This window comes from Nocardioides dubius, from assembly GCF_039528155.1.
Lineage (GTDB): Bacteria > Actinomycetota > Actinomycetes > Propionibacteriales > Nocardioidaceae > Nocardioides > Nocardioides dubius.
On record NZ_BAAALG010000003.1, the window covers coordinates 249761 to 257364 of the forward strand.

Here is a 7604-nt window from a genome sequence, read left to right on the forward strand (position 1 = left end):
GCCGTGGCAGGCGCAGATGACGGGAGAATGCCATGCACGCATTCCCGCCGCCCCAGGGTTTGTACGACGGCCAGCACGAGCACGACGCGTGCGGTGTTGCCTTCGTTGCCACCCTGACCGGCGAGGCCAGCCACGACATCGTGGCCAAGGCCTTGACAGCTCTTCGCAACCTCGAGCACCGTGGCGCCGCCGGCGCCGAGCCCAACTCGGGCGACGGTGCGGGCATCCTGATCCAGGTGCCCGACGCCTTCCTGCGCGAGGTCGCCGGCTTCGACCTTCCTGCCGCCGGCGCCTACGCCGTCGGCACCGCCTTCATCCCGGGCACGGCCGACGAGGTCGCCCTGGCCCAGGCCTCGATCGAGAAGATCGCCGTCGCGGAGGGCCTCGCCGTCCTCGGCTGGCGCGAGGTTCCGGTCAACCCCGAGTCGCTGGGCGCCACCGCGCTGTCCTGCATGCCGACCTTCATCCAGCTCTTCGTGAGCGGCGAGGGCGCGCAGGTCACCGGCATGGAGCTGGAGCGGCTGGCCTTCTGCCTGCGCAAGCGCGCCGAGCGCGAGACCGGTGTCTACTTCCCGTCGCTCTCCTCGCGCACCCTGGCCTACAAGGGCATGCTCACCACCGAGCAGCTGGACCAGGTCTTCCCGGACCTCGTCGACGAGCGGGTCGCCTCGGCGATGGGCGTCGTGCACTCGCGCTTCTCGACCAACACCTTCCCGAGCTGGCCGCTGGCCCACCCGTTCCGCTACATCGCCCACAACGGTGAGATCAACACCGTCAAGGGCAACCGGAACTGGATGCGTGCCCGTGAGGCCCTGCTGGCCTCCACGGAGATCCCCGGCGACCTCGAGCGCCTGTTCCCGATCTGCACCCCGGACGCCTCCGACTCGGCCTCCTTCGACGAGGTCCTGGAGCTGCTCCACCTCGGCGGCCGCTCGCTGCCGCACTCGGTGCTGATGATGATCCCCGAGGCGTGGGAGAACCACGCCGAGATGGACGACGCGCGGCGCGCCTTCTACGAGTTCCACTCCACCGTGATGGAGCCCTGGGACGGCCCGGCCTGTGTCGTCTTCACCGACGGCACCCAGATCGGCGCCGTGCTGGACCGCAACGGCCTGCGCCCGGCCCGCTACTGGGTCACCGACGACGGCCTGGTCGTGCTGGCCTCCGAGGTCGGCGTCCTCGACATCGACCCCTCCTCGATCGTGCGCAAGGGCCGGCTGCAGCCGGGCCGGATGTTCCTGGTCGACACCGACGAGCACCGCATCGTCACCGACGAGGAGATCAAGTCGGCGCTGGCTGCCGAGCACCCGTACCAGGAGTGGCTCGACGGCGGCATCCTGAAGCTCGACGACATCCCGAACCTCGAGCACATCGTGCACACGCACGCCTCGGTCACCCGCCGTCAGCAGGTCTTCGGCTACACCGAGGAGGAGCTGCGCATCCTGCTCACCCCGATGGCGAACACTGCCGCAGAGGCGATCGGCTCGATGGGCACCGACTCGCCGATCGCGGCGCTGTCGGCCAAGCCGCGGCTGCTCTTCGACTACTTCGCGCAGCTGTTCGCACAGGTCACCAACCCGCCGCTGGACGCGATCCGCGAGGAGCTGGTCACCTCGCTCTTCGGCTCGATCGGCCCGGAGTCGAACCTGCTCGAGCCCAGCGCGGACTCGTGCCGCCAGATCGTGCTGCCGTTCCCGGTCATCGACAACGACGACCTGGCCAAGATCCGTCACCTCAACCGTGACGGCGAGCGCCCCGGCTTCGGCACCCACGTGGCCCGCGGCCTCTACCCCGTCGAGGGTGGCGGTGCGGCCCTGGCTGCCCGCCTCGAGGAGATCTGCGCCGAGGTCAGCACCGCGATCGCCGACGGTGCCCGGATCATCGTGCTCTCGGACCGGCACTCCAACGCCGAGCTCGCGCCGATCCCGTCGCTGCTGCTGACGGCTGCGGTCCACCACCACCTGGTGCGCGAGAAGACCCGTACCCAGGTCGGTCTGCTGGTCGAGGCCGGCGACGTCCGCGAGGTGCACCACGTGGCCCTGCTGGTCGGCTTCGGCGCTGCCGCGGTCAACCCGTACCTGGCCATGGAGTCGGTCGAGGACCTGGCGCGTGAGGGCTACTACGTCACCACCGAGCCCGAGGTCGCCGTCAAGAACCTGGTGAAGTCGCTGGGCAAGGGCGTGCTCAAGGTGATGTCCAAGATGGGCGTCTCCACCGTGGCCTCCTACACCGGTGCCCAGATCTTCGAGGCGGTCGGCCTCTCCCAGGAGGTCGTGGACCAGTACTTCACCGGCACCACCTCCAAGCTGGGTGGCATCGGCATCGACACCATCGCCGAGGAGGTGGCGCTGCGCCACGCCAAGGCCTACCCGGCCAGCGGCATCGCCCCGGCGCACCGTGAGCTGGAGATCGGCGGCGAGTACCAGTGGCGCCGCGAGGGCGAGCCGCACCTGTTCGACCCGGAGACGGTCTTCCGCCTCCAGCACTCGACGCGTGCCGGTCGCTACGACGTCTTCAAGCAGTACACCGAGCGGGTCAACGACCAGTCCGAGCGGCTGATGACGCTGCGCGGCCTGTTCACCTTCAAGGGTGCCGCCGACCTCGGCCGTGCGCCGATCTCGATCGACGAGGTCGAGCCGGTCTCCGAGATCGTGAAGCGCTTCTCGACCGGTGCGATGTCCTACGGCTCGATCAGCCAGGAGGCGCACGAGACCCTGGCGATCGCGATGAACCGCCTCGGCGGCAAGTCGAACACCGGTGAGGGTGGCGAGGACCCGGAGCGTCTCTACGACCCGGCCCGTCGCTCGTCGATCAAGCAGGTCGCCTCGGGTCGCTTCGGCGTCACCAGCGAGTACCTGAGCAACGCCGACGACATCCAGATCAAGATGGCGCAGGGTGCCAAGCCCGGCGAGGGCGGCCAGCTGCCCGGTCACAAGGTCTACCCGTGGGTGGCCAAGACCCGGCACAGCACCCCCGGTGTCGGCCTGATCTCGCCGCCGCCGCACCACGACATCTACTCGATCGAGGACCTGGCCCAGCTGATCCACGACCTGAAGAACGCGAACCCGTCCGCACGGGTCCACGTGAAGCTGGTCTCCGAGGTCGGCGTCGGCACGGTCGCCGCGGGTGTCTCCAAGGCGCACGCGGACGTCGTCCTGATCTCCGGCCACGACGGTGGCACGGGCGCATCGCCCCTGACCTCCCTCAAGCACGCCGGCGGTCCCTGGGAGCTCGGCCTGGCCGAGACCCAGCAGACCCTGCTGCTCAACGGCCTGCGGGACCGGATCGTGGTGCAGGCCGACGGCCAGCTCAAGACCGGTCGTGACGTCGTCATCGCAGCGCTGCTCGGTGCCGAGGAGTTCGGCTTCGCGACCGCTCCGCTGGTGGTCTCCGGCTGCATCATGATGCGGGTCTGCCACCTCGACACCTGCCCGGTGGGCGTCGCCACCCAGAACCCGGTGCTGCGCGAGCGCTTCAGCGGCCAGCCCGAGTTCGTGGAGAACTTCTTCACCTACATCGCCGAGGAGGTGCGCGAGATCCTGGCCGAGCTGGGCTTCCGCAGCATCGAGGAGGCGGTGGGCCAGGTCGGCGCACTCGATGTGGACCGCGCCGTGGCGCACTGGAAGGCCTCGGGTCTCGACCTCAGCCCGGTGCTGCACATGCCGGAGCTGCCGGCCGGTGCCGCACTGCGCAACACCACGGGTCAGGACCACGGCCTGGACAAGGCCCTCGACCAGGAGCTGATCCGGATCGCCCAGCCGGCGATCGAGAGCGGCGAGCCGGTCCGGGCCCAGGTCGAGGTCTGCAACGTGAACCGCACGGTCGGCACCATGCTCGGCCACGAGGTCACCAAGCGGTACCGCGGTGCGGGCCTGCCCGACGGCACGATCGACATCACCTTCACCGGCTCGGCGGGCCAGTCCTTCGGTGCCTTCGTGCCGAACGGCATCACGCTGCGCCTGGAGGGCGACGCCAACGACTACGTCGGCAAGGGCCTCTCCGGTGGCCGGATCGTGGTCCGCCCGGACCGCGCCTCCACCTTCGACGCCTCCGCCCAGGTGATCGCCGGCAACACCATCGGCTACGGCGCGACGTCGGGTGAGATCTACCTGCGCGGCAAGGCCGGCGAGCGGTTCTGCGTGCGCAACTCGGGTGCCACCGCGATCGTCGAGGGCGTGGGCGACCACGGCTGCGAGTACATGACCGGTGGTCGTGTGGTCGTGCTCGGCGAGACCGGCCGCAACTTCGCGGCGGGCATGTCCGGCGGCTACGCCTTCGTGCTCGACCTCGACCACGGCCGGGTGAACCCGGAGCTGGTCGACCTGAGCCCGGTCAGCGGTGCTGCCGCCGAGGAGCTGAAGGCGCTGGTGACCAAGCACCTGGAGGAGACGGAGTCCGACGTCGCCCAGGCGCTGCTGGCTGACTGGGAGGCGGGCCTGGCTCGCTTCACCGAGGTCATGCCGCGTGACTACAAGAAGGTCCTCGACGCGCGCAATGAGGCGCTCGCCGCTGGCCTTACCGAAGATGAGGCTTCGGCCCGAATCATGGAGGTCCTCCATGGCTGACCCCAAGGGCTTTTTGAAGGAGGGGCGCGAGGTTGCGTCCCGCCGTGCTGTCGACGAGCGCGTCAAGGACTGGAACGAGGTCTACCCCGACGGGATCGGGCGCGCGCTGCTGCCGATCATCTCCAAGCAGGCCTCGCGCTGCATGGACTGCGGCATCCCGTTCTGCCACCAGGGTTGCCCGCTGGGCAACATCATCCCCGAGTGGAACGACCTGGTCTGGCGCGACGACTGGACCGGCGCGATGGAGCGGCTGCACGCGACGAACAACTTCCCGGAGTTCACCGGCCGGCTCTGCCCCGCGCCGTGTGAGACCGCGTGCGTGCTCGGCATCAACCAGGACCCGGTGACGATCAAGAACGTCGAGGTGTCGATCATCGACCGCGCCTTCGAGCGTGGTGGGGTCACCCCGCAGGCTCCGGAGTGGCTGACCGGCAAGCGGGTCGCCGTGGTCGGCTCGGGTCCGGCGGGTCTTGCTGCCGCCCAGCAGCTGACCCGCGCGGGGCACACCGTCGCCGTCTACGAGCGGGCCGACAAGATCGGTGGCCTGCTGCGCTACGGCATCCCGGAGTTCAAGATGGAGAAGGCGCACGTGGACCGTCGCCTCGACCAGATGCGCCGCGAGGGCACGGTCTTCAAGACCGGCGTCGACGTCGGCGTGGACATCACCGCCGACGACCTGCGCGACCGCTTCGACGCCGTGGTACTGACCATCGGCTCGACGCTGCCGCGTGACCTCCCGGTCCCGGGTCGTGAGCTCGGTGGCATCCACCAGGCGATGGAGTTCCTGCCGCAGGCCAACCGCGCTGCGCTCGGCGAAGAGGTCGAGGGCCAGATCATGGCCACCGGCAAGAACGTCGTGATCATCGGTGGCGGTGACACCGGTGCCGACTGCCTGGGCACCTCGATCCGTCAGGGCGCCGCCTCGATCACCCAGCTGGAGATCATGGCGCGTCCGGGCACCGAGCGCCCGACCGGTCAGCCGTGGCCCACCTACCCGATGACCTTCAAGGTCTCCTCGGCGCACGAGGAGGGCGGCGACCGGGTCTACGCGGTCTCCACCCAGGAGTTCCTCGGCGATGAGGACGGCAACGTCCGGGCCCTGCGCCTGGTCGAGGTGGACGCCAAGTTCCAGCCGGTGCCCGGCACCGAGCGGGAGATCCCGGCCGAGCTGGTGCTCTTCGCGATGGGCTTCGTCGGCCCGCAGCGCGAGGGCCTGGTCGAACAGCTGGGCGTCGACCTGGACGAGCGTGGCAACGTCGTGCGCGACAAGTCCTACGCCACCTCGGTGGACGGCGTCTTCTGCGCCGGTGACGCCGGACGTGGCCAGTCGCTGATCGTGTGGGCGATCGCCGAGGGTCGCTCGGCGGCTGCGGCCGTCGACGAGTTCCTCACCGGTGACACCAACCTGCCGGCGCCGATCCCGCCGACGGCACGCCCGCTGATGGTCTGAGCACCACCGGCACCAGCAACTCCACGAGCACCCGCTCCCCGCGACGTCCGCGTCGCGAGGGGCGGGTGCTCGCTTCGCACGCCTTGCAGGACAGGCCCCACGAGGGCAGCTCCTGGCGTTGGGCGGACCGTAACCGACCCGTCACCTGGGACGAGTAGGGTTGAGCCCGTGCGAAGAGCAAAGATCGTCTCCACCCTGGGTCCTGCGACATCAACTCCGGAGGTGATCAAGTCCCTCGTCGAGGCCGGCATGGATGTGGCCCGCCTCAACATGAGTCACGGAACTCACGCCGATCACCAGGCCGTCTACGCGCATGTGCGTGCCGCCTCGAGTGCGGTCGGCCGCGGCGTCGGCATCCTCGCCGACCTGCAGGGCCCCAAGATCCGTCTCGGCACGTTCGCCGACGGTCCGGTCGAGCTGGCCGGCGGTGCGCAGTTCCAGATCACGACGCGTGACGTCCCCGGCGACGCGCAGATCGCCTCCACCACCTACGCCGGCCTGCCCGGCGACGTCTCCGTCGGCGACCCGGTGCTGATCGACGACGGCAAGGTGCGGCTGCGGGTGACCGGCGTCAGCGACGACACCGTGACCCTGGTGGTCGAGGTGGCCGGAACCATCAGCAACCACAAGGGGATCAACCTTCCCGGCGTCGCGGTCTCGGTGCCGGCGATGTCCGAGAAGGACGTGGCCGACCTCCGCTTCGCCCTCGAGCTGGGCGTGGACTTCGTCGCCCTCTCGTTCGTGCGCAACGCGGCCGACGTCGACGACGTGCGTGCGGTGATGGACGAGGTCGGCATCCGGGTGCCGGTGATCGCCAAGATCGAGAAGCCCCAGGCGGTCGAGAACATCGACGAGATCGTCAAGGCCTTCGACGGCATCATGGTGGCGCGTGGCGACCTCGGCGTCGAGTGCCCGCTGGAGGAGGTGCCGTTCATCCAGAAGGCGGTCATCGAGAAGGCCCGGCGCAACGCCAAGCCGGTGATCGTGGCGACCCAGATGCTGGAGTCGATGATCGGCGCGCCGGCCCCGACCCGGGCCGAGGCGAACGACGTCGCGAACGCGGTGATCGACGGTGCGGACGCGGTGATGCTCTCCGGCGAGACCAGCGTCGGCGCCTACCCGCTGGAGACGGTGCGCACGATGGCCCGGATCCTGACCGCCGCGGAGGACCACAACCGTGAGCACATGGCCGCCATCGACTGGCAGCCGCGCACGACCGGCGGCGTGATCGCCAAGGCGGCGGCAGAGGTGGCCGAGCGGGTCGGCGCGCGCTACCTGGTCGCCTTCACCCAGAGCGGTGACTCCGCCCGCAGGCTGGCCCGGCTGCGGACCACCATCCCGATCCTGGCCTTCACCCCGGAGGAGAAGGTGCGCAGCCAGCTCGCGCTGACCTGGGGCGTGGAGACGTTCCGCACCGCGGCGGTCGAGCACACCGACCACATGGTGCTCCAGGTCGACGAGGCGCTGCTCTCGATCGGCCGCCTGGGGGAGGGGGAGAAGGTCGTGATCATCGCCGGCACCCCGCCCGGCGTGCCCGGCTCCACGAACATGGTGCGCGTGCACAAGCTGGGCTCCAAGGCCTGAGCAGA

3 protein-coding genes are annotated in these 7604 nt (G+C 69.8%); all 3 read left to right on the top strand.

Annotation, left to right across the window (positions count from 1 at the left end):
- The first annotated feature begins 32 nt into the window (after window positions 1–32).
- The 3 genes from gltB to pyk all read left to right on the top strand — a co-directional run bounded on the left by gltB (window position 33) and on the right by pyk (window position 7599).
- Window positions 33–4565 carry a glutamate synthase large subunit gene (gltB, locus tag ABD151_RS05440; protein WP_343992096.1) on the top strand — a complete coding sequence of 1511 codons (4533 nt, stop codon included), beginning with the start codon at window positions 33–35 and terminating at the stop codon, window positions 4563–4565.
- Window positions 4558–6015, top strand: a complete 1458-nt coding sequence (locus ABD151_RS05445; RefSeq protein ID WP_343992098.1) for a glutamate synthase subunit beta — start codon at window positions 4558–4560, stop codon at window positions 6013–6015. The genes gltB and ABD151_RS05445 overlap by 8 nt, the downstream gene beginning before the upstream one ends.
- A 168-nt stretch (window positions 6016–6183) precedes the next feature.
- Window positions 6184–7599 carry a pyruvate kinase gene (pyk, locus tag ABD151_RS05450; protein WP_343992100.1) on the top strand — a complete coding sequence of 472 codons (1416 nt, stop codon included), beginning with the start codon at window positions 6184–6186 and terminating at the stop codon, window positions 7597–7599.
- Window positions 7600–7604 lie beyond the last annotated feature (5 nt).